The sequence below is a fragment of the Fulvimonas soli genome, from assembly GCF_003148905.1.
GTDB lineage: Bacteria > Pseudomonadota > Gammaproteobacteria > Xanthomonadales > Rhodanobacteraceae > Fulvimonas > Fulvimonas soli.
Genome location: NZ_QGHC01000001.1, coordinates 239,897 through 259,750, shown reverse-complemented (window position 1 = coordinate 259,750; position 19,854 = coordinate 239,897). Strand labels below are relative to the sequence as shown.

Annotated in this window: 16 protein-coding genes; 12 read left to right on the top strand and 4 right to left on the bottom strand. The window is 73.1% G+C overall.

Annotated features, from left to right (window positions below):
• Window positions 1-45: 45 nt before the first annotated feature.
• Together ompR and C7456_RS01130 are read left to right on the top strand one after the other, a co-directional pair.
• Entirely contained in the window at window positions 46-762 is a 717-nt protein-coding gene (gene ompR, locus C7456_RS01135) for an osmolarity response regulator transcription factor OmpR (protein ID WP_109721935.1), read from the top strand.
• Complete coding sequence (locus C7456_RS01130) at window positions 759-2,048, top strand: ATP-binding protein (protein WP_109721934.1); 1,290 nt, start codon at window positions 759-761, stop codon at window positions 2,046-2,048. Before ompR ends, C7456_RS01130 begins: the two co-directional genes overlap by 4 nt.
• A 40-nt stretch (window positions 2,049-2,088) precedes the next feature.
• Here the strand turns inward: C7456_RS01130 and C7456_RS01125 are convergent, their stop codons facing one another.
• Window positions 2,089-3,630, bottom strand: coding sequence for a tetratricopeptide repeat-containing sulfotransferase family protein (locus C7456_RS01125; protein WP_170120142.1), 1,542 nt, complete (start codon window positions 3,628-3,630; stop codon window positions 2,089-2,091).
• A 226-nt stretch (window positions 3,631-3,856) separates the two neighbouring features.
• On the opposite strand from C7456_RS01125, the gene amaB reads away from it, so the two are divergent.
• From amaB to murB, 7 genes are read left to right on the top strand one after another with little or no spacing between them, the layout of a single operon-like run.
• The gene (gene amaB / locus C7456_RS01120; protein WP_109721932.1) at window positions 3,857-5,392 is read left to right on the top strand and encodes an L-piperidine-6-carboxylate dehydrogenase; all 1,536 of its coding nucleotides are present in this window, start codon (window positions 3,857-3,859) and stop codon (window positions 5,390-5,392) included.
• 55 nt (window positions 5,393-5,447) lie between these two features.
• Complete coding sequence (locus C7456_RS01115) at window positions 5,448-5,825, top strand: nuclear transport factor 2 family protein (protein ID WP_109721931.1); 378 nt, start codon at window positions 5,448-5,450, stop codon at window positions 5,823-5,825.
• Between the two features lie 21 nt (window positions 5,826-5,846).
• The gene (locus C7456_RS01110) at window positions 5,847-6,608 is read left to right on the top strand and encodes a metallophosphoesterase family protein (protein ID WP_109721930.1); all 762 of its coding nucleotides are present in this window, start codon (window positions 5,847-5,849) and stop codon (window positions 6,606-6,608) included.
• Window positions 6,605-7,375 carry an SDR family NAD(P)-dependent oxidoreductase gene (locus tag C7456_RS01105; protein WP_109721929.1) on the top strand — a complete coding sequence of 257 codons (771 nt, stop codon included), beginning with the start codon at window positions 6,605-6,607 and terminating at the stop codon, window positions 7,373-7,375. The genes C7456_RS01110 and C7456_RS01105 overlap by 4 nt, the downstream gene beginning before the upstream one ends.
• A gap of 5 nt (window positions 7,376-7,380) precedes the next feature.
• Complete coding sequence (locus tag C7456_RS01100) at window positions 7,381-8,148, top strand: class I SAM-dependent methyltransferase (RefSeq protein WP_109721928.1); 768 nt, start codon at window positions 7,381-7,383, stop codon at window positions 8,146-8,148.
• A gap of 3 nt (window positions 8,149-8,151) precedes the next feature.
• Window positions 8,152-9,189, top strand: coding sequence for a quinone-dependent dihydroorotate dehydrogenase (locus C7456_RS01095; protein ID WP_109721927.1), 1,038 nt, complete (start codon window positions 8,152-8,154; stop codon window positions 9,187-9,189).
• 10 nt (window positions 9,190-9,199) lie between these two features.
• Complete coding sequence (gene murB, locus C7456_RS01090; protein WP_109721926.1) at window positions 9,200-10,228, top strand: UDP-N-acetylmuramate dehydrogenase; 1,029 nt, start codon at window positions 9,200-9,202, stop codon at window positions 10,226-10,228.
• 27 nt (window positions 10,229-10,255) lie between these two features.
• Here the strand turns inward: murB and C7456_RS01085 are convergent, their stop codons facing one another.
• Window positions 10,256-11,482 (bottom strand): MFS transporter, encoded by a 1,227-nt coding sequence (locus C7456_RS01085; RefSeq protein WP_109721925.1) that lies wholly within the window; start codon window positions 11,480-11,482, stop codon window positions 10,256-10,258.
• Between the two features lie 138 nt (window positions 11,483-11,620).
• On the opposite strand from C7456_RS01085, the gene C7456_RS01080 reads away from it, so the two are divergent.
• Window positions 11,621-12,400 (top strand): AraC family transcriptional regulator, encoded by a 780-nt coding sequence (locus C7456_RS01080; protein ID WP_109721924.1) that lies wholly within the window; start codon window positions 11,621-11,623, stop codon window positions 12,398-12,400.
• A 137-nt stretch (window positions 12,401-12,537) separates the two neighbouring features.
• A complete protein-coding gene (gene ppk1, locus C7456_RS01075) occupies window positions 12,538-14,700 on the top strand; it encodes a polyphosphate kinase 1 (RefSeq protein ID WP_109721923.1) in 2,163 nt (720 codons plus the stop codon).
• A gap of 35 nt (window positions 14,701-14,735) precedes the next feature.
• Here the strand turns inward: ppk1 and C7456_RS01070 are convergent, their stop codons facing one another.
• A complete protein-coding gene (locus C7456_RS01070) occupies window positions 14,736-15,293 on the bottom strand; it encodes an NADPH-dependent FMN reductase (protein ID WP_109721922.1) in 558 nt (185 codons plus the stop codon).
• A 329-nt stretch (window positions 15,294-15,622) separates the two neighbouring features.
• On the opposite strand from C7456_RS01070, the gene C7456_RS01065 reads away from it, so the two are divergent.
• Window positions 15,623-17,323, top strand: coding sequence for a GGDEF domain-containing protein (locus tag C7456_RS01065; RefSeq protein WP_109721921.1), 1,701 nt, complete (start codon window positions 15,623-15,625; stop codon window positions 17,321-17,323).
• Window positions 17,324-17,456: 133 nt separating this feature from the next.
• Here C7456_RS01065 and C7456_RS01060 read toward each other — a convergent pair whose 3' ends face one another.
• On the bottom strand, window positions 17,457-19,724 hold the full coding sequence (locus C7456_RS01060; protein ID WP_109721920.1) for a thiamine pyrophosphate-dependent enzyme: 2,268 nt from the start codon (window positions 19,722-19,724) through the stop codon (window positions 17,457-17,459).
• Window positions 19,725-19,854: the final 130 nt, after the last annotated feature.

The following is a 19,854-nucleotide window of genomic DNA, read 5'->3' as shown; positions in this document are numbered from 1 at the left end:
CCCGCCGGCTTGCCGGCGCCGCGCGGCGCACGCGATAGTGCCCGCATGGAATCGCCCCGCATCCTGGTGGTCGACGACGACCTGCGCCTGCGCGACCTGCTGGAACGCTACCTGGCCCGGCAGGGCCTGCACGCGCGCGGGGTGGCCAGCGCGGCGGCGATGCGCAAGGCGCTGGCCGAGCACCACGTCGACCTGATCGTGCTCGACCTGATGCTGCCCGACGGCGACGGCCTGGAGCTGTGCCGCGCCCTGCGCGCCGAGGGCGTGGAGACCCCGGTGATCATGCTCACCGCCAAGGGCGACGAGGTGGACCGCATCGTCGGGCTGGAGATCGGCGCCGACGACTACCTGCCCAAGCCGTGCAACCCGCGCGAGCTGGTGGCGCGCATCCGCGCCGTGCTGCGCCGCCGGCCGCGCCAGCCGGTGGGCGCGCCGCAGGCCGAGCAGGCGCCGGTGCGCTTCGGCCGCTTCACCTTCGACCCCGCCACGCGCCAGCTGCTCGACGGCGATGCGCCGGTGAAGCTCACCAGCGGCGAGTTCGCCGTGCTGGCCGTGCTGGTGGCGCACCCGTTCCAGACGCTCAGCCGCGAGAAGCTGATCGCGCTGGCGCGCGGCCGCGAGCACGAGGCGTTCGACCGCAGCATCGACGTGATGGTCTCGCGCCTGCGCCGCTGCATCGAGGACGACCCGCGCCAGCCGCGCTGGCTGCAGACGGTGTGGGGCGAGGGCTACGTGTTCGTGCCCGAGGGCGACGGCCCGTGAAGCGCGCGCCCACCACCTTCGCGCTGGTGCTGGCGCTGGTGGCGCTGGCGCTGCTGCTCGCGCTCGGCCTGACCAGCGCGCTGTCGCTGCGCGCGGGGCTGCGCGCGGTGGGCGACACCTACGGGCGGCTGGTGGCCGCCACCGCGGCGGCGGCGGACGATCTCTCGGTGCAGGACGATCCCGAATCCGCCCGCGCGCTGGCTGCGCTGGAACGGGCCGGCGTGCGCTTCTCGCGCGGCGCGCCGCCGCCCCCCACCGTGCGCGTCGCGCCGATGCTGCGCGGCGTCGGCCGCGCGGTGGGGCGGTTGCTGGGCGATCCCTCGCGGGTGGTGGTGACGCAGGTGCCCGAGTCGCAGATCTGGATCCGCAGCGCGCGCGACCCGGGCCGCTGGATCGTGCTGCACGCGGCCAGCTACCGCGGCCAGGTGATCCGCTCCAGCCTGCTGACCACCCTGCTCGCCGGCCTGATCGCGCTGGTCGCCGCCGCGGTGGCGGCGCGCCTGCTCACCCGCCCGCTGGAGCGGCTCGCCGACGGCGCCGGGGCGCTGCTCGCCGGCGACCCGCTGCGCGAGCAGCTGCGCGGCAGCCCGCGCGAGGTGCGCCGGCTGGCGGGCGCGATCCGCGCCGCCGGCGAGAAGCTGCGCGGCGCCTCGCGCGAGCGCGAGCTGATGCTGGCCGGCATCTCGCACGACCTGCGCACGCCGCTGGCGCGGCTGCGGCTGGCGCTGGAGCTGGGCGACGCCGACGATCCGCAGCGGCGCGACGCGATGCTGGCCGACCTGCGGGAACTGGACGGCGCGCTGGAGCAGTGCCTGGCCTTCGTGCGCGACGGCCGCGACGAGGCGCCGCGCGAGACCGACCTGGCCACGCTGGCCGGCCAGCTGCTGGCGCTGCGCCGGAACCCGGACGACTGGCGCTTCGACGCGCCGGAGCACCTGTCCGCCACGGTGCGCCCCGGCCTGCTGCGCCGCGCCCTCGGCAACCTGATGGACAACGCCGAGCGCTACGGCGCGCCGCCGTTCGCGGTGACCCTCGGCCGCGACGCGGAAGGCGCCTTCGTGCGCGTGGCCGACAGCGGCCCCGGCGTGCCGGCGGAGCTGCTCGGCCGGCTCGGCCACCCGTTCCTGCGCGGCGACCCGGCGCGCGGTGGCGGCGGCACCGGGCTCGGCCTCAGCATCGTGATGCGCGCGGCGGAGCTGCACGGCGGCCGCCTGCAGCTGCGCAACCGCGAGCCGCATGGCTTCGAGGCCACGCTGCGGTTGGCCGGACATGCCGCTTCCAGTTGAATACCCCGCAGGCGACGGACTTCTGCGGACCGTCGCGCATTCAGTCGCCTGAAGCGAGCAAGGCCTTCAGCCCGTCCAGCTTGCTGCCGTACCTGTCACTTCGCGAAGGGCCCACGAACAACGGCCGGCGTACCTGGATGGCGCTTGCCGTGCGCACTTCGCGCCGCGTGCGGTGGAACTCCAGACACGCCGGATCGAAATCGAGCCCCGCCGCCTCCAGCAGCCGCCGGATGGCCCGCTGCGGGTCGGCATGCAGCGATTCGTGCACGTGCTCGAAGAAGCGGCCGGGAAACAGGCGCAGCCAATGCGCGGACAGGCGTGCATAGTCCTTGCAGTAGCTTGCCATGTCCTCCTGCGAATAGCTGAAGCCGTTGCCGCTGGTAAAAAGCTGTGCGAAGCAGGAGATCGAGGTCTCCAGCGGGTCCCGCCGGCAATTGATGACGCGCGCTCCCGGCAGCATGGCCATCGCGGCGCCGACCAGCTGCCAGTTGACCAGATTCTTGTCGGTGGATTTCGGCTTGCGCGCGCGCAGGCTCGCGGTACGCGCCAGATAGTCGCGCCCCAGCCTTTCCCAGTCCTGCGGCCCCGTCTCCGCCACCCACGATGGAAACGGCTTGCCGCGCCGCGCCGACTCTGCATCGATGATTTGCTGGAGATCGAGCAGCTCGCCACCGCCCTCGACCGCCGGGTGCGAAGCCACTATCTGCTCGACCAGCGACGATCCCGACCGCGGCAGGCTGACCACGAAGATGGCTTCCTCGCCCAGCCTCGAGTCGGATGCCGCGCGCGCCGGTGTTCCGAAGGCGTGCAGGATCGCATCCACATGGCGGGTCATGGCCTCCTTGTCCCACGGCATGCTCTTGCGCTTGAGAGCATTGGCCCACTCCAGGGTGTCGAACGCCTCGGCGTAGCTGCCCTGGTCCTCCAACGCCTTGGCCAGCGCGAACCCGAGCGCGACGCGCGCCTCGTCGCCGGTGCCGCGGCGGCCCAGCGCAGCGCGCAGCCGGCCGACATCCTCGGCACCGAGCTTCTCGGTCTTGAGATTGGCCAGTCCGTGCCAGGCCTGGGCATGCTCCGGGTGGCGGCGCAGGATGTGCCGGTAGTGGGCCACCGCCGCATCCGCGTCGCCGTGGCCGGTCAGTACCTCGGCGAGAAGAAGGCGCGCGGGCACATGCTCCCGGTCCACCGCCAGCGCCCGTTGCAGCGCTTCGCCGGCCGCGGCGGCATCGCCGCTCAGCCTGAGCATCCTTCCCCGGTTGAACCATGCCGCGGCCAGGCCCGGCTCCAGCTCGCAGGCTTTCTTCATGGAAGACAGCGCAGCCTTCGTCTCGCCCTGCTCGAACTGCGCGATGCCGAGTTCCACCTGCACGAACGCATCCGTGGGCTCCATCCAGGAGGCCCGCAGCAAGAGTTTCACCGCCTCGGCGGCATCGCCCTGCAGCAACCGCACGCGGCCGAGCAGCCGCAAGGCATCGACGCTTCGCGGAGCCGCCGCGAGCATGCTGATCAGCGCGCGCTCGGCAACGTCCGGGCGGCGCCCGGCGAGCGCCGTCTCGGCCTCCCTGTAGAGGCGCAGCGCCATGGCCGGCAGACCGCGCAGCCGTTCCGCACTCCTGGCATCGGCACGCCTGGCGCATCCGGACATACCGCTCTCCCTGCAAAAACAAGCATCCGATTATAGGTGTCCACCGTGCATCGATTACGGTTACTAATGGCACCCCCTGAGGGACCGATCTGCGTCCTGCTAGAATGAAGGTTTCATTCAGCACGCCGCATCCATGCAGCGCGGCTTAATTCCAGGAGTCGAAATGTCCCACGCCATCCTCGCGGCGCTCGGCCTGGCCGAGACCAACTCCGGCACCTATCTCGGCGACGGCGAATGGTCGTCCACCACGGACGCCGGCACGCTGGCGCCGGCGAACCCGGCCACCGGCGAGGCGATCGCCCGCGTGCACGCTTCCAGCGCCGCCGACTACGAGACCATCGTCCGGCGCGCGCAGGAGGCCTTCAAGGTCTGGCGCGCCACGCCGGCGCCGCGGCGCGGCGAGGCGGTGCGCCTGTGCGGCGAGGCGCTGCGCCGGCACAAGGACGCGCTGGGCTCGCTGGTCGCGCTGGAGATGGGCAAGATCAAGCCCGAGGGCGACGGCGAGGTGCAGGAGATGATCGACATCGCCGACTTCGCGGTGGGCCAGAGCCGCATGCTGTACGGCTACACCATGCACTCCGAGCGCCCCGGCCACCGCATGTACGAGCAGTGGCACCCGCTGGGCCTGGTCGGGATCATCAGCGCGTTCAACTTCCCGGTGGCGGTGTGGTCGTGGAACGCCTTCCTCGCCGCCGTCTGCGGCGACGTGTGCATCTGGAAGCCCTCGCCGAAGACCCCGCTGTCGGCGGTCGCCACCATGAAGATCTGCAACGAGGCGCTGAAGGCCGGCGGCTTCCCGGACATCTTCTTCCTGTTCAACGACGCCGGCACCGAGCTGTCGCAGAACTTCGTCGACGACAGGCGCATCCCGCTGATCAGCTTCACCGGCTCGACCAGGGTGGGCCGCCTCGTCGGCGAGCGCGTGGCCAGGCGCATGGGCCGCTCGCTGCTGGAGCTGGGCGGCAACAACGCGATCATCCTGGACGAGAGCGCCGACCTGAAGCTGGCCATCCCCGCCATCGTGTTCGGCGCGGTGGGCACCGCCGGCCAGCGCTGCACCACCACGCGCCGGCTGTTCGTGCACGAGTCGATCGTCGACGACGTGACGCAGAAGCTGGTCGCCGCCTACAAGCAGGTCGAAGGCAAGATCGGCGACCCGACCGACCCGAAGACGCTGATGGGCCCGCTCAACAGCCCCGAGGCCGTGCAGGCCTACCTCGCCGCCATCGAGCAGGCCAGGGCCGCGGGCGGCAAGGTGCTCACCGGCGGCGCGGCGCTGGCCGACCGCAAGGGCAACTTCGTGCTGCCGACCATCGTCGCCGGCCTGGACAACGGCCACGAAGTGGTGCAGACCGAGACCTTCGCGCCGATCCTCTACGTGATGCCGTTCAAGACGCTGGACGAGGCCATCGCCATGCAGAACGCCGTGCCGCAGGGCCTGTCCTCGGCGATCTTCACGCAGGACCTGAAGGCGGCCGAGCAGTACCTCTCGGCGGCCGGCAGCGACTGCGGCATCGCCAACGTCAACATCGGCACCTCCGGCGCGGAGATCGGCGGCGCCTTCGGCGGCGAGAAGGAGACCGGCGGCGGCCGCGAATCCGGCTCCACCGCCTGGCAGGCCTACATGCGCCGGCAGACCAACACCATCAACTACTCCGACGCGCTGCCGCTGGCGCAGGGCATCAAGTTCGACCTCTGACCGACCGCGCGTGCGCCGGCCGCGCCGGCGCACGCGACTTCCCGGAGCCGCCGCGATGGAAGAAGCCGACCGCCAGGCGATACTCGACGGCGAGCACGCGCTGGTCGCCGCGCAGCGCGACGCCGACCGCGCCGCGATGGAGCGGCTGCTGTCGCCCGTCTTCCGCGAGATCGGCCAGAGCGGCCGGTTGTACGCGCGCGGGGACGTGCTCGACGCGCTGGCCGCCACGCCGGTGGCCGGCTTCGCGCTGCAGCCGCTGGCATGGATCGAGGCCTCGGGCGACTGCGTGATCCTGCTCTACGAATCGGACGTCACCCGCCTGCAGGACGGCCGGCCGCAGCGCCGCCGCGCCCTGCGCAGCTCCACCTGGCGCCGGGAGGACGGCGGCTGGCGGCTGCTGTTCCACCAGGGCACGCCGCTGCCGCCCGCCTGACCGCCACGAGGACACGCCACCGTGCGCATCGCCGCGCTCTCCGACATCCACGGCAACCTGCCGGCGCTGGACGCGGTGCTGGCCGACGTCGCGCGGCGCGGCTGCGAGCTCGTGGTCAACCTCGGCGACATCCTCTCCGGCCCGCTGTTCCCCGCCGAGACCGCGCGGCGGCTGATGGCGCTGGACCTGCCGACCATCCGCGGCAACCACGAGCGCCAGCTGCTCGAACAGGCGCCGGAACGGATGGGCGCCTCCGACGCCTACGCGCGCGGCCGCCTGGACGACGCCGCGCTCGACTGGCTGCGCGCGCTGCCGGCCGCGCTGCGCCTGGGCGAGGACGTGCTGCTGTGCCACGGCACGCCGCGCAGCGACCTGGAGTATTTCCTCGAGGACGTGGACGCCGCCGGCGCCCGTCCCGCCGCGCCGGACAAGGTGGCCGAACGCGCCGGCGACGCCGACGCCGGGCTGATCCTCTGCGGCCACACCCACCTGCCGCGCAGCGTGCAGCTGCCCGACGGGCGGCTGGTGGTCAATCCCGGCAGCGTGGGCCTGCCGGCCTACGCCTGGGACCAGCCCTACCCGCACGTGATGGAGGCCGGCACGCCGCACGCGCGCTATGCGATCGTGGAACGCGGCGCGCACGGCTGGTCGGTGATGCACGTGGCGCTGGCCTACGACCACGGGACGTCCGCCCGCGCCGCCGAGCAGCACGGCCGCCCCGAGTGGGCCCACGCGCTGCGCCACGGCCGCATGCCGCCGCCCGCGCGCGGAGCCGCCGCATGAGCGCGGCCGCCCCGCCGTTCGATTTCCGCGGCTGGCGCGTCGTCGTCGCCGGCGGCAGCAAGGGCATCGGCCGCGCCATCGCGCTGGCCTTCGCCGGAACGGGCGCCGCGGTATCGGTCTGCGCGCGCGGGCAGGCCGCGCTGGACGAGACGGCGCACGCCCTGGCCGCGCACGGCGGCGACGTCCACGCGCAAGCCTGCGACCTGGCCGACCCGGCCGCGATCCGCGCCTACGTCGCCGCCGCCGCGGACGCGCTGGGCGGCATCGACGTGCTGGTCAACAACGCCAGCGGCTACGGCTTCGCGGACGACGACGACGGCTGGCTGGCCGGCTTCCAGGTGGACCTGATGGCCGCGGTGCGCGCCTCGCGCGAGGCGCTGCCGCACCTCGGGCGCTCGCCGCACGCCAGCATCCTGCACACCAGCTCCATCGCCGCCTTCCATCCGCGCCGCCACGGCGCGCCCTATGCCGCGGTGAAGGCGGCGCTCAGCCACTACGCGAGCTCGCAGGCGCTGGCGCTCGCCGGGCACCGCATCCGGGTCAACGCGATCGCGCCGGGCTCGATCGAGTTCCCCGACGGCCTGTGGGACCGCCGCCGGCGCGAGGAGCCCGCGCTGTACGCCGCCACGCTGGCGAAGATCCCGTTCGGCCGCTACGGCACGCCGGAGGAGGTGGCGCACGCCGCGCTGTTCCTCGCCTCGCCCTGCGCCGGCTGGATCACCGGCCAGACGCTGTGCGTGGACGGCGGCCAGGGCCTGTCGGGCTGAACCCCATGAGCGCGAACGACCCCACCCGCCGCTTCAGCGACCGCGTCGCCGACTACGTGCGCCACCGCCCCGACTACCCGCCCGCCCTGCTCCACTGGCTGCGGCGCGAGCTGGGCGCGTCGCCGTCGTGGCGGGTCGCCGACGTCGGTGCCGGCACCGGTATCGCCTCGAAGATGTTCCTCGACGCCGGCTACCGCGTCACCGCGGTGGAACCGAACGCGCCGATGCGCGAGGCGGCCGTGGCCTGGCTGGGCGGCGACCCGCGCTTCCGCGCGGTGGACGGCGCCGCCGACGCCACCGGCCTGCCCGACGCCAGCGTGGACCTGGTCGCGGTGGCGCAGGCCTTCCACTGGTTCGACCCGCCGGCCGCGCGGCGCGAGTTCGCGCGCATCCTGCGCCCGGGCGGACTGGCGGCGATCTGGTGGAACTCGCGCCGGCTCGCCGGCACGCCGTTCCTGGAAGGCTACGAGGCGCTGCTGCGCGAGTACGGCACCGACTACGCCGCCGTGGCCGAGCGCCACGCGGACGATGCCTCGATGCGCGCCTGGTTCGGCACCGGCCTGCGCGGCGAGGCGCACTTCGCGCACGCGCAGCGGCTGGACTTCGACGGCCTGCTCGGCCGCCTGCTGTCCTCCTCCTACGCGCCGCGCCCCGGCCACCCGCGCCACGAGCCGATGAAGCGCGCGTTGCGCGCGCTGTTCGACACCTGCGCGGTGGACGGCACGGTAAGTTTCGACTACGACACCCGCGTGTTCGCGGGCGAGGTGACCTGACGCATGTACGACCTGCTGCGCCCGCTGCTGTTCGCGCTGGATGCCGAGACCGCGCACGGCCTGACCCTGTACGCGCTGGGCGTGGCCCGGCGCAGCGGCCTGATGCGCTGGGTGGCGCAGGCGCCGGCCGAGCTGCCGGTGGAGGCCTTCGGCCTGCGCTTCCCCAACCCGGTCGGCCTCGCCGCAGGACTGGACAAGAACGCCGAGCACCTGGACGAACTCGGCGCGCTGGGCTTCGGCTTCGTCGAGGTGGGCACGGTGACCCCGCGCCCGCAGCCGGGCAACCCGCGGCCGCGGCTGTTCCGCCTGCCCGGGCACGAGGCGATCATCAACCGCATGGGCTTCAACAACGCCGGCGTGGACGCGCTGGTGCGCAACGTCCAGGCCAGCGCCTACCGCGGCGTGCTCGGCATCAACATCGGCAAGAACAAGGACACGCCCAACGAGCGGGCGGCCGACGACTACCTGTTCTGCCTGGAGCGCGTGTACCGGCTCGCCGGCTACGTCACGGTGAACATCTCCTCGCCCAACACGCAGGGCCTGCGCGACCTGCAGGAGGAGGAGACCCTGCGCCGCTTCGTCGGCACCCTGCGCGAGGCGCAGGAACGGCTCGGCGCGCGCGCCGGCGCACGCAAGCCGATGCTGCTGAAGATCGCGCCGGACCTGTCCGAGGCGGAACTGGACGGCATCGCCGAGGTGCTGCTCGCCGCCGGCGTCGACGGCGTGATCTGCACCAACACCACCGTCGACCATGGCGCCGTCGCCAACGACCCGCACGGCAACGAGGCCGGCGGCCTGTCCGGGCGGCCGCTGTTCGCGCGCTCCACCGCGGTGCTGCGCGGCATGCGCGCGCGGCTGGGCGGGCGCGTGGCCGTCGTCGGCGTCGGCGGCATCCTCGACGGCGGCGACGCCGCGGAGAAGCTCGCCGCCGGCGCCGCGCTGGTGCAGCTGTATTCCGGCCTGGTCTACCGCGGCCCGCGGCTGGTCGCCGAGTGCGTGGACGAGATCCGCCGCCAGCGCGAGGCCGATCATGGCGAATGAACGCATCGACATGGGCGGCTACGCGCTGATCGAGGACGCGCCGCTGCTCCACCGCAACACGCTGCGCGTGGCGGCGAGGGCGAAGCTGCTGGCCGAGGTGCGCGACGCCGCGAAGCTGCCCGAGCTGCTCGACTTCCCCGCCGTGCGCGCGGGGCCGCTGCTGGTGCTGGGCGAGGGCAGCAACCTGTTGCTGGCCGGCGACTTCGACGGCACCGTGGTGGCGATGGCCACGCGCGGCGTGCAGGTGGAGCAGGACGGCGACGTCGCGCGCATCGCCGTGGCCGCCGGCGAGCGCTGGGACGACTTCGTGCGCTGGACGCTGGGCCGGGGCTACGCGGGGCTGGAGAACCTGATCCTGATCCCCGGCACGGTGGGCGCCGCGCCGATCCAGAACATCGGCGCCTACGGCACCGAGGTGGCCGAGTTCGTCGAGAGCGTGGAGGCCTGGGACGTGCGCGAGCGCCGCGTGGTCTCGCTGGACAACGCCGCCTGCGCGTTCGCCTACCGCGACTCCGCGTTCAAGCGCGCGCCGGGCCGCTACGTCGTCACCGCGGTGCGCTTCGCCCTGCCCCGCGCGCGCGGACTGCGGCTGGACTACGCCGGCATCCGCGAGGAACTGGCGCGCATGGGCGTGGACCGGCCCGCGCCCTTCCACGTCGCCGAGGCGGTGGTGCACCTGCGCACGCGCAAGCTGCCCGACCCCGCGGTGATCGGCAACGCCGGCAGCTTCTTCAAGAACCCGGTCGTGCCCGCCGCGCAGGGCGAGGCGCTCAAGCAGGCGCATCCCGGACTCGTCGCCTGGCCCGGCGCCGACGGCCGCTGGAAACTCTCCGCCGCCTGGCTGATCGAGGCCGCCGGCTTCAAGGGCCACCGCGAGGGCGACGCCGGCATCTCCAACCGCCACGCGCTGGTGCTGGTCAACCACGGCCGCGCCAGCGGCGCCGAGCTGTGGGCGCTGGCGCAGGCCGTGATCGCGGGCGTCGAGGCGAAGTTCGGCGTGCGGCTGGAGCCGGAGCCGGTGGTGGTCGGCGCGCGCTGAAACGCGCGCCGACCCGGCGCGCCGCGGTCAGCGGACCGCGCGGCGCGGCCTCTCGATGTCGGGCAGGAACACGGTGACCAGCCCCATCAGCGGCAGCCACGCGCACAGCCGGTACACGCAGTCGATGCCGCGCAGGTCGGCCAGGTGGCCCAGCACCGCCGCGCCGATGCCGCCCATGCCGAAGGCGAAGCCGAAGAACAGCCCGGAGACCATGCCCACGCGGCCGGGGATCAGCTCCTGCGCGTAGACCAGGATCGCCGAGAAGGCGGAGGACAGCACCAGGCCGATCGCCACGGTGAGCGCGCCGGTCCAGAACAGGTTGGCGTGCGGCAGCAGCAGGGTGAACGGCGCCACGCCCAGGATCGACGCCCAGATCACCCACTTGCGGCCGATGCGGTCGCCCACCGGCCCGCCGATCAGCGAGCCGGCCGCCACCGCGAACAGGAACACGAACAGGTGCGCCTGCGCGTTCTGCACCGACACGCCGAAGGCGTGGATCAGGTAGAAGGTGTAGTAGCTGCTGATGCTGGCCAGGTAGAAATACTTGGAGAAGATCAGCAGGCCGAGCACGGCCAGCGCGCCGGCCACGCGCCCGCGCGACAGCGCCACCGCCGGCCCGTGCCGCGCCGCCCCGCGGGCGGCGTGCTGCGCGCGGTACCAGCGTCCCACCTGCAGCAGCACCACCATCGCCAGCAGCGCGGCCAGCGCGAACCAGGCCACGCTGCCGCGGCCGTGCGGCACGATGATCCACGCCGCCAGCAGCGGCCCCAGCGAGGCGCCGGTGTTGCCGCCCACCTGGAACAGCGACTGCGCCAGCCCGTGCCGGCCGCCGGAGGCCAGCCGCGCCACGCGCGAGGATTCCGGGTGGAACACCGAGGAGCCGGTGCCCACCAGCGCCGCCGCCAGCAGCAGCACCGGGAAGTTCGGCGCGATGGCCAGCAGCAGCAGGCCGCACAAGGTGAAGCCCATGCCCACCGGCAGCGAGAACGGCATCGGCCGGCGGTCGGCCGCCAGCCCCACCAGCGGCTGCAGCAGCGAGGCGGTGAGCTGGTAGGTCAGCGTGATCAGCCCGACCTGGGCGAAGCTCAGCCCGAAGCCGCTCTTGAGCAGCGGGTAGATCGCCAGGATCAGCGACTGGATCATGTCGTTGAGCAGGTGCGCGAAGCTGATCGCGCCCAGCACGGCGAACGCGGTGCGCGGTTCGCCGGAAACGGAGGGGACCGCCGGAACGGCGGCGTCGGCACGTGTGTCCATGCTTGTACTCGCGGGGGACCGGGGGGCGGCGGCCGCCTTGCGTGGCCGCGAGGCGGCACTCTAGAGTGTCCGCGGGCGGCCCGCATGCGCTTTCAGGTCAAATCCTGTCGAATCCGGGCCAGAACCCGGAGGGCCGCCGTGCGCAACACCCGCGTCAACGCCTACGAGGACATCCCGCGCGAGGTCGTCGCCACCGGCAACGACTACCCGCCCCATCGCGTGCTGCCCAGCCACGCGCACAAGCGCGGGCAACTGCTGTACGCGGCCACCGGCGTGGTCGCCGTGACCACCGCCGGGGGCAGCTGGGTGGTGCCCCCGCGCCGCGCATTGTGGATCCCGCCCGGCGTGGCGCACGAGGTGTGCATGAACGGCACGGTCTCCACCCGCAGCGCCTACGTGCGGCGCGAGACGGCGGCGCGCCTGGGCCTGCCCGGACGCTGCCGCGTGATCGAGGTGTCGCCGCTGCTGCACGCGCTGCTGCTGGAGGCGGTGGACCTGCCCGCCGAGTACGACCTGGACGGCCGCGACGGCCGGGTGATGGCGCTGCTGCTGGACGAGATCGCCGCGGCGCCGGCGCTGCCGCTCAACGCGCCGCTGCCCGCCGACCCGCGCCTGGCACGGCTGTGCCGCGCGCTGCTGCAGGCGCCCGCGCTGGAGATCGACATCGACGCGATGGCGCACAAGGCCGGCATGAGCCGGCGCAGCTTCACCCGGCTGTTCCGCGCGCAGACCGGGATGAGCTTCGGCCTGTGGCGCCAGCAGGCCTGCCTGCTCGCCGCGCTGACCCGGCTGGGCCGCGGCGAGCCGGTGACGCGGGTGGCGGCGGAGCTGGGCTACGGCAGCGCCAGCGCGTTCGCCGCCGCGTTCCGGCGGGCGCTGGGGGTGCCGCCCAGCCGTTATCTGCTGCCGGGGGATTGAGGCGGCGAGGCCGGTTTTTTTTGCGGCCGGAGGCCGCGATGCCAGGGGAGTAACCTGCGGCATCCGCCCTGTCATCCCGCTGTCAATGCCTTGCAGCAACATGTCCGGACGATGACGACACCGCAGGATCGCGCCCGATGAACCGCGACGACCAAGCCACGAGCCGCGAGGAGCCGGCCGTCCCCGGCACCGATGCCGGCGCCGCGCCCGCCGCCGCGCCGCCGGACCTGGGCGACCCCTCGCTCTACCTCAACCGCGAGCTGTCGCAGCTGAAGTTCAACGTGCGCGTGCTCGACCAGGCGCTGGACGAGCGCACGCCGCTGCTGGAGCGGCTGAAGTTCCTGCTGATCTTCTCGCGCAACATGGACGAGTTCTTCGAGATCCGCGTCGCGGGACTGAAGAGCCAGATCGCCTTCGACCACGAGCTGGTCGGCCCCGACGGCCTGGCGCCGCGGCGGGTGCTGGCCGAGATCAGCGCGCTGGCGCACCAGCAGATCGAGCGCCAGTACGCCATCCTCAACGAGCGCATCCTGCCGGAGCTGGCCGCGCACGGCATCCGCATCGTGCGCCGCACGCAGTGGACGGCGCGCCAGAAGCAGTGGGTGCGGCGGCACTTCCGCCAGGAGGTGGCGCCGCTGCTCACCCCGATCGGGCTGGACCCGACCCACCCGTTCCCGCTGCTGGTCAACAAGAGCCTCAACTTCATCATCGAGCTGGAAGGCAGCGACGCCTTCGGCCGCGACTCGGGCCTGGCCATCCTGCCGGCGCCGCGCGTGCTGCCGCGGCTGGTGCGCCTGCCCGACGAGGCGTGCGAGGGCGGCGACAACTACGTGCTGCTCTCCTCGATCATGCATGCGCACGCCGAGGAGCTGTTCCCCGGCATGAAGGTGCTGGGCTGCTACCAGTTCCGGCTGACCCGCAACGCCGACCTCAGCATCGACCCGGAGGACGTGGAGGACCTGGCGCTGGCGCTGCGCGGCGAGCTGGCCTCGCGCCGCTTCGGCGACGCGGTGCGGCTGGAGGTGTCGGACAACTGCCCGCGCCCGCTGGTCGAGTACCTGCTGCAGCGCTTCGGCCTGGGCGCCGACGAGCTGTACGAGGTCAACGGCCCGGTGAACCTGGCGCGCCTGTTCGGCATCGCCAGCCAGGCGCGCTTCCCGAAGCTGCAGTACCGGCCGTTCACCCCGGCCCTGCCCAAGGCGCTGATGAAGACCGAGGACCTGTTCCGGGCGGTCGCGCGGCAGGACGTGCTGCTGCTGCACCCCTACGAGTCCTTCGCGCCGGTGGTGGACCTGCTGCGCCAGGCGGCCAAGGACCCGGCCGTGCTCACCATCAAGCAGACGCTGTACCGCAGCGGCGCCGACTCGGAGATCGTCGACGCGCTGGTGGAGGCCGCGCGCGCCGGCAAGGAGGTGACCGTGGTGGTGGAGCTGCGCGCGCGCTTCGACGAGGAATCCAACCTCGGCCTCGCCGCGCGCCTGCAGCAGGCCGGCGCGATCGTGATCTACGGCGTGGTCGGGGTGAAGACCCACGCCAAGCTGATGCTGGTCCAGCGCCGCGAGGGCGACGAGCTGGTGCGCTACGCGCACCTGGGCACCGGCAACTACCACACCGGCAACGCGCGCCTGTACACCGACTACAGCCTGCTCACCTCCGACCCGGCGCTGTGCGAGGACGTGCACAAGCTGTTCGGCCAGCTCACCGGCATGGGCAAGCTGCAGCCGATGAAGAAGCTGCTGCACGCGCCGTTCACCCTGAAGAAGACCCTGCTGGAGCTGATCGCGGCGGAGGCCGCGCACGCCGAGGCCGGGCGGCCGGCGCAGGTCACGATCAAGATCAACGCGCTCACCGACGCCAAGATGATCCGCGCGCTGTACAAGGCCTCCATGGCCGGCGTGAGGATCGACCTGATCGTGCGCGGCATGTGCTGCCTGCGGCCCGGCGTGCCGGGCGTGTCGCACAACATCCGCGTGCGCTCGGTGATCGGGCGCTTCCTGGAGCACAGCCGCGTCTACTGGTTCGCCAACGGCGGCGAGCCGCGCGTCTACCTGGGCAGCGCGGACCTGATGGAGCGCAACCTGGACCGCCGCGTGGAGGCCTGCTTCCCGGTGGAGGGCAAGAAGCTGCAGCGGCGCATCCGCAAGGAGCTGGACCTCTACCTCGCCGACAACACCAGCGCCTCGGTGCTGCAACCGGACGGCGAGTACCAGCGCCTGCGCCCCGCCGCCGCGCAGGCCGCGCGCAACGTGCAGGAGCAGTTGCTGGAGCGGCTGTGTGGCGCGGGCGAGGCGGCGGGCTGAAAGCCGTCGCGGCCTCCGGCCGCGATGCCCCGCGCTCAGCGCGGCAGCAAGGTGCGCAGCCAGGCCGCGTAGCGGTCCACGAAGCCCTGCAGGAACTTCTGCGTGCCCTCGTTGCCGATCCGGCCGTCCTCGTCGAGCAGGCCGTCGGTGAACTTGATGAACACCTCCGGCTGGCCGAGCACGGCCACGTCGAGGTAGGCCAGCACGTTGCGCAGGTGCTGCTGCGCCAGCGCGCTGCCGGTGGCGCCGATCGAGGCGCCGATCACCGCGCCGGGCTTGCCGGCGAAGGAGTTGGTGCCCCAGGGCCGCGAGGCGATGTCGATGGCGTTCTTCAGCACGCCGGGGATGGAGCGGTTGTACTCCGGCGTCACGAACAGCAGCGCGTCGGCCGCCTCGACCTGCTGCTTCAGCCGCTTGCACGCGGCCGGGTAGTCCGCGTCGAAGTCCTGGTCGTAGAGCGGCAGGTCGTCGATGCGCACGTGCCCGAACTCGAGCTCCGCCGGCGCCAGCCGCTCCACCGCGCGCGCCAGCCGGCGGTTGATCGATTCCTTGCGCAGGCTGCCCACCAGCACCGCCACCTTGTACTTGCTCATCCGGCTTTCTCCCCTTCGAGGGAACCTGACCTACCGGGTCACACCCGGCCCCGTTCGGGCCAGATTGAACGCGCGCGCGGAAAATCCGCGTCAAGACGCCCCCGATCGGGCTGGCACGCCCCCTGCTTGACATCGGCCTAGGCCTGATGGCGGGGGTGCCTGGCCGGCCGATCCGGGCCACAATGCCGGGACCCGGCCGCCGACCCGGACGGCCGGGAGCAGCTGACCAGGAAGGCTCAGACCGAGCCGCGCGGGCTCGGAGTCCGCACGACGGGGGACAGGGGATGGGACGTGCAGTGCTCAAGGCATGGCCGCGGGACAGGAGCGCGATGGCCCTGTTCCTGTTCGGGCTGCTCTGGCTCGCGCAGGCCGCGGCCGTGGCCGCCGCGACGCTGCCGCTGCAGGGCGCCTGGCGCGAGGCGCGCCCCGGCGACACCCCCGCGCGGCTGCTCGACGAATACCGCGCCGGCGCGCTGCAGCCGTTCGACCCGGCCATGCTGCACCGTTTCCCGCGCGACAGCCTGGGCAGCTGGGTGGTGATCGAGCCCAGGCCGCCGCGCATGAGCGAGGAGCAGGTGTTCTCGATCTACCCCGCCCCGCTCGGCACGGTGACCCTGTACGACCGCCAGGGGCTGGCGCATCCGCTGGCGCTGGACGATTTCGCGCCGGCGCCGCACGGCCACGGCCGGCTCGCCTTCCGCCTGCCGGCCGTGGCGCAGGTGGAGCGGCCGCTGCTGCTCCGCTTCGAGCCCAGCCGCAGCATCGCCGCGCCGGTGCGCTTCCGCCTGCAGAACGTGGCCGACTACCTGCGGGACGACGCGCGCTGGCTGGTGTTCGCCACCGCCTGCTTCGCGGTGATGCTGGCGATGGCGCTGATGGCGCTGTGCTTCGCGCTGATGCTGCGCGACGTCACCTTCGCCTGGTACGCCGGCTACATCTGCTGCTACGCGCTGATCCAGGGCATCCAGACCGGCTACCTGTTCCACCCGCTGGAGCTGGACTGGCTGGCCGACGCCGCGCTGCTGGCCGGCGCCGCCGCGACGGCGCTGTCGGTGGCCTTCGCCGCGCTGTTCGTGGCGCGCTTCTGCGACCTGCAGCGCTACGCGCCGCTGCTGCGCGGGCCGGTGCTGGCGCTGGGCGTGGGCATGCTGCTGCTGGTCGTGCTGCGCAGCAGCCGGGTCGGGCTGCTGGTGGAGACGGCGCAGGTCCTGCTCAACCCGCTGCTGATGCTGGGCGCGGCGCTGCTGCTGCTGGCCGGCATCGTCGCCGCCGCGCGCGGCTCGCGCCAGGCCTGGTTCTTCCTGGTCGGCTGGACGCCGCTGCTGCTGCTCACCGCCATGGCCAGCGCGCAGGTCACCGGCGCCCTGCCCACCCTGGACTGGCTCAACGACGCGAGCATCGCCGCCGGCGCCTTCGAGGCCGTCGTGCTCTCGCTGGGCCTGGCCGACCGCGCGCTCACGCTGCGCCACGACCGCGACGTGGTGCGCGTGCTGGCCGACCAGGACGCGCTGACCAGCGTGCTCAACCGCCGCGCCTGGACCGAGGCGGCCGAGGGCCTGCTGCAGGCCGGCGGCGCGCAGCCGCTGGCCCTGCTGTTCCTCGACCTGGACCGCTTCAAGACGCTCAACGACCGCCTCGGGCACGCCGCCGGCGACCGCGCGCTGGTGGCGGTGGCCAACGCGCTGCGCGCCGAGCTGCGGCCGAGCGACCTGCTCGGCCGCTACGGCGGCGAGGAGTTCATCGCCATGCTGGCCGGCGTGTCGCAGGACCAGGCCATGCAGGTGGCCACGCGCCTGTGCCGGCGCGTGCACCGGCTGGAGATCCCGGTGGACGACGAGGGCCAGCTGCTGAGCATCAGCATCGGCCTGGCCATGCGCCTGCCCGGCGACACGCTGGAGGGCCTGATCGAGCGCGCCGACCAGGCGATGTACCAGGCCAAGCTCGGCGGCCGCAACCGCGCGCACGCCTACGAGCGCCGCGCCGTCGCCCGCCTGCGCCCGCAGGCCGCGGGCTCGGGCGACGAGGGCTGAGGCCCGGCGCTTCCGCACGGCGGGAATGGAATCCCGTGAGCCCCGCCGGAACCCGCGCCCGATGCCGGCGAGGCGGCCAGCGCCCGCTCCCCCTCACCGTCATTCCGGCGCAGGCCGGAATGACGGGCTGCCCTCAGGCCATCCGCTTCGCCGCCGCCACCACGTCGGCCTCGCCCGGCAGCACCAGGAAGGCGGCGCCGGCCAGCGGGGTGAAGGTGTCGGCGCCCACCACGCGCTGCAGCGGCGTGGCGCCGTGGCCGGCCTCGACGATGGCGGTGATGACGCCCTCGCCCACGCCGGCGCTCCGGCGCCCCTCGTCCAGCACCAGGATGCGCTTGGCGCTCCTCGCCTGCGCGGCGATGAAGGCGTCGTTGAGCGGCGCCAGCCAGCGCAGGTCCACCACGCGCACCTTCCAGCCCAGCTCCTTCCCGATCGTGCGCGCGGCGCGCAGCGCCATCGGCACGCCGTTGCCGAAGGTGAACACCACCAGGTCGTCGGCGGCCTGGTCGTAGACACGCCCCTCGCCCAGCGGCATCGCCTCGCCCGGCGCGGGATAGGCGAACTGCCATGCGCCGTCGCCGGCCTCGTACAGGTCCTTGGCCATGTACAGCGCGATGGGCTCGAGGAAGGCGCACACGCGCCCGTCCACCTTGGCCAGCGCCATCAGCGTGCGCAGCATGGTCGCCGCGTCGTCGCCGCGCGAGGGGCAGCCGACCACCAGGCCCGGGATGTCGCGCAGCGCGGCGATCGAGTTGTCGTTGTGGAAGTGCCCGCCGAAGCCGCGCTGGTAGCCCAGCGAGGCGACGCGCATCACCAGCGGGTTGCGGTACTGGCCGTTGGAGAAGAACGAAAGGCTGGCCGCCTCGCCGCGGATCTGGTCGCAGGCGTTGTGGAAGTAGGCCAGGTACTGGATCTCCGGGATCGGCAGCAGGCCCATGTTGGCATAGCCCTGCGCCAGGCCCAGGATCATCGTCTCGTCGAGCAGCGTGTTGAACACGCGGTTGCCCTTGAACGCCTTGTACAGGCCCTTGGTCACCGTGTACACGCCGCCCTTCTGCGCCACGTCCTCGCCGAACAGCAGCGACTCGGGGTACTTGGCCATCACGTCGTGCAGCGCCTGGTTGATCTGGATCGCCAGGTGCCGCGGCGGCTGCTTCTCCGGCAGCCTGTCCGCGCCGCCGAACACGGCCTCGCGCCGCGCGGCGTAGTCGGCGCGCTCGGCCTCGGCCTCCACCGCGTCCGGCGTGTACGGCGCCAGCGGCGCCATCACCTCGTCCAGCCGCTCCAGCTTGGGCCGGCGGTCGGCTTCCTCGGCGGCGGCGAAGCAGCGCCTGCGGATGGATTCGTTGAGTTCGAGCAGCGACTCCTTGGTGTACAGCCCCGACTCCAGCGCGATCGCCGCCGAACGCAGCAGCGGGTCGCTCGCCTCCACCGCCACCAGCTCCTCGATGCTGCGCCACTCGATCTCGAAGTCGGTGCCGGCGTGGCCCATGATGCGGGTGGTCTTCAGGTGCAGGAAGGTCGGCCGGCGCGTGGCGCGGCAGTGCTCCACCGCGCGTCGCACCTGCGCGTAGCCCTCGGCCAGGTCCAGGCCGTCGGCGAAGAAGTAGTCCAGGTCCGGGCGGTGGCGGAAGTTGTTGGCGACCCAGCCGCCCGGGGTCTTCACCGAGATGCCGATGCCGTTGTCCTCGCACACGAACAGCACCGGCGCGGGCAGCTTCTGGTAGGCGGTCCACGCCGCCGCGTTGAAGGCGGTCTGCGCGGTGGCGTGGTTGCTGGAGGCGTCGCCGAACGAGCAGATCGCGATGGCGTCCTGCGGCACCGGCAGCGCGTGGCCGATGCGCCGCGCCTGCTCGATGGCGATGGCGGTGCCCAGCGCCTTGGGCAGGTGCGAGGCGATGGTGGAGGTCTGCGGCAGCACCCACAGCGGCTTCGATCCCCACACCTTGTGGCGGCCGCCGGAGGCCGGGTCCTCCTTGCTGGCCGCGAACGACAGCGCCGAGTCCATCACCGGGTCCATGCCGGGCAGCTTGCGGAAGCGCTCGGCCATGAAGCCGCCGGAGCGGTAGTGCAGGAAGGCCGGATCGGTGTGCCGGGTCAGCCGCGCCACCATCGCGTTGCCCTCGTGGCCGCTGGAGCCGATGGTGTAGAACACCTTGTCCTGCACGCGCAGCACGCGCGCCATCAGGTCGAGGTGGCGCGAGATCAGCTGCGATTCCAGCAGCTCGCGGAAGCCCTTGGCATCGAGCGCGCTGCCCGGCAGCACCGGCTGGTCGTCGCGCGGCGCGGCGCGCGCCTCGCCGCGCCACTGCTGCACGAACTCGGTGAAGTTCTGGTCGACGATCTCGGCGCGGTTGAAGCCCTTGTGGCGGGCGGCGATGGGTGGCGTGCTGGCGGTCATGGCGTCTCGTCAACGATGGCCCGCCGCGGCGGCGGGCTTGGAAAAGTCGGATGCGCGCTCTTGCTCCCTCGCCCCGCCGGGGAGAGGGTTGGGGTGAGGGGCCAACCTTGCGACACGCTCCGCAATGGCC